The sequence below is a fragment of the Actinomadura sp. GC306 genome (assembly GCF_004348665.1).
Classification (GTDB): domain Bacteria; phylum Actinomycetota; class Actinomycetes; order Streptosporangiales; family Streptosporangiaceae; genus Spirillospora.
This window is the reverse complement of record NZ_SMKM01000428.1, coordinates 1-3,369: the sequence shown is the minus strand read 5'-3', so window position 1 is coordinate 3,369 and position 3,369 is coordinate 1. Positions and strand designations below refer to the sequence as shown.

The 3,369-nt window shown below is 70.1% G+C and carries 4 protein-coding genes; 1 reads left to right on the top strand and 3 read right to left on the bottom strand.

What is annotated here, in order from left to right; all coding sequences use genetic code 11:
• Positions 1-15: 15 nt before the first annotated feature.
• Entirely contained in the window at positions 16-885 is an 870-nt protein-coding gene (locus E1200_RS32150; protein WP_131956258.1) for an SDR family NAD(P)-dependent oxidoreductase, read from the bottom strand.
• 45 nt (positions 886-930) lie between these two features.
• The gene (locus E1200_RS32145) at positions 931-2,037 is read right to left on the bottom strand and encodes a ferritin-like domain-containing protein (protein WP_131956256.1); all 1,107 of its coding nucleotides are present in this window, start codon (positions 2,035-2,037) and stop codon (positions 931-933) included.
• A gap of 110 nt (positions 2,038-2,147) precedes the next feature.
• Here E1200_RS32145 and E1200_RS32140 point away from each other — a divergent pair, with 110 nt between their 5' ends.
• Positions 2,148-2,822, top strand: a complete 675-nt coding sequence (locus E1200_RS32140) for a TetR/AcrR family transcriptional regulator (RefSeq protein ID WP_131956254.1) — start codon at positions 2,148-2,150, stop codon at positions 2,820-2,822.
• On the opposite strand, the gene E1200_RS32135 is transcribed toward E1200_RS32140, so the two are convergent.
• Positions 2,785-3,369, bottom strand: a 585-nt coding sequence (locus tag E1200_RS32135; protein ID WP_131956252.1) for a TetR/AcrR family transcriptional regulator, incomplete at its 5' end; no start/stop codon positions are given. The two genes, E1200_RS32140 and E1200_RS32135, sit on opposite strands and share 38 nt — an antisense overlap.

The following is a 3,369-nucleotide window of genomic DNA, read 5'->3' as shown; positions in this document are numbered from 1 at the left end:
GCCCGGACGCGGGCGCTAGCCGCGGGAGGTGGGGGTGGGGATCCTGCCCAGGAGGCGCACGGCGGCGGGCGAGACCCGGGACAGGGTGTGCAGGAGGTGGCCCTCGAAGTTGACGGGGACCACGGCCTTGTTCTTGATGATGGCCTGGACGATCCGCTCCGCCACCTTCTCCGGCGGGTAGTTGCGGAGCTTGATGGCCTTCTTGGCGCTCTGCTGGAGGCGGGTGCGGTCGGACTCGTCGGCCACGGCGTAGGTCCCGTTGTCGACGAGGTCGGTGCTGACGAAGCCGGGGCACACGGCGGTGACGCCGATGCGGCTGCCCGCGAGCTCGGCGCGCAGGCACTCGCTGAGCATCAGGACGGCGGACTTCGTCGTGCAGTAGGCGGGCATCGCGCGCCAGGGGGCGAACGCGGCGGCGGACGCGACGTTCACGATGTGGCCGCCGAAGTTGGGCTTGTCGGGCTTGTTGGGGAGGCCGTGCACGCGCTCGTGCATCTGCTTGCCGAACAGGCGCGACCCGTGGACCACGCCGTACAGGTTGACGCCGAGGATCTTGTCCCAGGCGTCCAGGTCGGTTTCGAGGAACGGCCCGGCGACCGCGATCCCGGCGTTGTTGACGAGGATGTCGGGGGCCCGGTGCGTCTCCTTCACCTCGGCGGCGAAGGTCTCCATCGCGGCGGCGTCCGAGACGTCCACCCGGTAGGCGGAGCCGCCGGAGCCGACCGACTTGGCGAGGGTGATGGTGTGCTCCGCCGCGGGGAGGTCGATGTCGGCGGCGATGACGGTGGCGCCGCGGCCGGCCAGCGCGAGCGCGGTGGCCCGGCCGATTCCGCTGCCGGCTCCGGTGACGACGGCGAGCGCTCCGTCGAAGTGGGCGAGTGGCATGCGAGACCTCCGAGGGCGTGCGGGACGGCGACGGTCCAACCGTACTCAGCTCGCGGCGGCCTCCGCGATCACGGTGTCCACCTCCGCTTTGCGCTCGGCCTCCTCGGCGGCGAACCGCTCGGTGTCGAGCTTGTCGGCGATCTCCTCGTCCTGGTTCATCAGGGCGTCGAGGTCGGCCTTGGACATGTCGAGGACGCCCATGTCGTCGTAGGTCTGCTGGATGCGCTCGCTCCACAGGCCGATGTCCTTGACGCACGGGACGATGCGGCTGAACAGCAGGCTCTGGAACATCCGCATGTAGGGGGAGTTCTCCACCATCTCGTCGACCTCCTTCGGGTCGATGCCGAAGTTGGTCCAGATTTCCCGGCCGCGGATGCGGTCGCGCATCAGGTAGCAGCCCTCGATGACGAAGTCCTCGCGCTCGCGGAGCTCGGCAGGGGAGAGCTGCTTGTAGTAGTCGCGCAGCGCGAGGCGGCCGAACGCGACGTGGCGGGCCTCGTCCTGCATGACGTAGGCGAGGAGCTGCTTGGGCAGCGGCTTGGTGGTGATATCGCGGATGACGCCGAACGCGGCGAGCGCGAGGCCCTCGATGAGGACCTGCATCCCCAGGTAGGGCATGTCCCAGCGGGAGTCGGTGAGGGTCTCGTTGAGCAGGTCCTGCAGCTTGGTGTTGATCGGGTAGATCATCCCGATCTTCTCGTGCAGGAAGCGCGTGAACAGCTCGACGTGGCGGGCCTCGTCCATCGTCTGGGTGGCGGAGTAGAACTTGGAGTCGAGGTCGGGCACCGACTCCACGATGCGGGCGGCGGTGACCATCGCGCCCTGCTCGCCGTGCATGAACTGGGAGAACTGCCAGGACGTGGAGTGCCGCCGCAGCTCGCCGCGCTCCTTCTCGGAGAGCTTGTCCCAGTACTTCGTCCCGTAGATGGCAAGGGACTGGTCCGGCACCCCGAGGGGGTTGTGCGGATCGACCTCAAGGTCCCAGTCGATCCGCTTGGTGGAGTCCCACTGCTTGTCCTTGCCCTTCTGGTAGAGGGCGAGGAGGCGGTCGCGGCCGTCGTCGTACTCCCACGTGAACCGGGCGTCGCCGATCATGGGGACGTTCCAGGTGGACGTGTCGACGGGCTCGGTGTAGAGGTCATGGGTCGACATGGGCGCTCCTCCCCGAGAGGCGCAGACGTACGATGTACGTCTTGCGTACAATGTACGTACCGTGGCACGGCGCGCTCATGGGTGTCAACGGCCGGGAAAGGGCGGAACCGATGGCGAGCAACGCGACTCCCGGAGCCGTGCGGCCGGTGCTGACCCGCGAGCGCATCGTGCTCGCCGCGGTCGCGCTGATCGAGCGCGAGAGCGCGCAGGCGCTGTCGATGCGGCGGGTGGCGGCCGAGCTGGGCGTCGCCGTGATGTCCCTCTACAACCACGTCCCGAACAAGGGCGCGCTGCTGGAGGGCGTCGCCGAGCACGTCGTCTCCGGCCTGGAGCTGCACGACGACCCGGCCGAGCAGTGGCAGGAGCGCGCGCGGGCCCTGGTGCGGTCGTTCCGGAAGGTCGCCCGCGACAACCCGCGCTGCATGACGATCGTCCTCACCCACAAGATCGACACCCCGGTGGCGCTGCGGCCGGCCGAGCGCGCCCTGGCGCTGGCGGACGCGGCCGGGTTCGACGGCGAGACCGCCGTCCGGATCATGCGGGCGCTGCTGGCCTACGCGCTCGGCGCGCAGCTCCGCGAGGTCGGCATGAGCAAGATGCTCGGCCACCTCGCCGGGACGGGCGCGCAGGCGTTCGGGCGGCTCGACCCCGGCGAGTTCCCGCACGTGCTCGCCAACGCGGGCGCGCTCGCCGGCATCGACGCCGAGGCCGACGCCGAGGCCGACTTCGAGTTCGGCCTCGACCTGCTCATCGGGGCGCTGGACCGCCTTCCCCGGCGTCCGTGACGAACGGGCTGAGGCCGTGCCAGCAGAAGTCGGTCATGTGGCGGGCCGCGTCCTGCGCCGACATCTCCGGCCGCCGCGCCCGCCACTGCGCCAGCCGCTCGCTCGCGCCGATGATGATCTCGGTGTAGGCGTCGATGGCGGCGGCCGGGGCGGACGGCGCGAACGTCGCCAGCACGCCCGCGATGAGCGTGCTCTGCTGCCGCCGCGTCGACTCGACGGCCTCGATGGTCTGCGCGGACGCGGCCATCGGCTCGCTCATCAGCATCCCGTACGACTTGCCGTGCGCCTCCATGAACTCGAAGTACGCGACCATGCCGCGCCACAGGATGTCGCGCGGGGTGACGGCGCCCGCCATGGCCTTCTGGGTGACGTCGAGCAGCTCGGCCTTGGACCGGCCGACGCACGCCACGAGCAGCCCGTCCTTGGAGCCGAAGTACTCGTAGAGCATGGGCTTGGAGACGCCGCAGCGCTCGGCGATCTCGTCCATCGAGGTGGCCTGGTAGCCGCGCTCGCCGAACACCTCCTCCGCCACGTCCAGCATCTGCCG

Excerpts from the sequence above, each read along its gene's own strand:
- E1200_RS32150 (WP_131956258.1), bottom strand. The coding sequence starts at position 885 with ATGCCACTCGCCCACTTCGACGGAGCGCTCGCCGTCGTCACCGGAGCC.
- E1200_RS32145 (WP_131956256.1), bottom strand. The coding sequence starts at position 2,037 with ATGTCGACCCATGACCTCTACACCGAGCCCGTCGACACGTCCACCTGG.
- E1200_RS32140 (WP_131956254.1), top strand. The coding sequence starts at position 2,148 with ATGGCGAGCAACGCGACTCCCGGAGCCGTGCGGCCGGTGCTGACCCGC.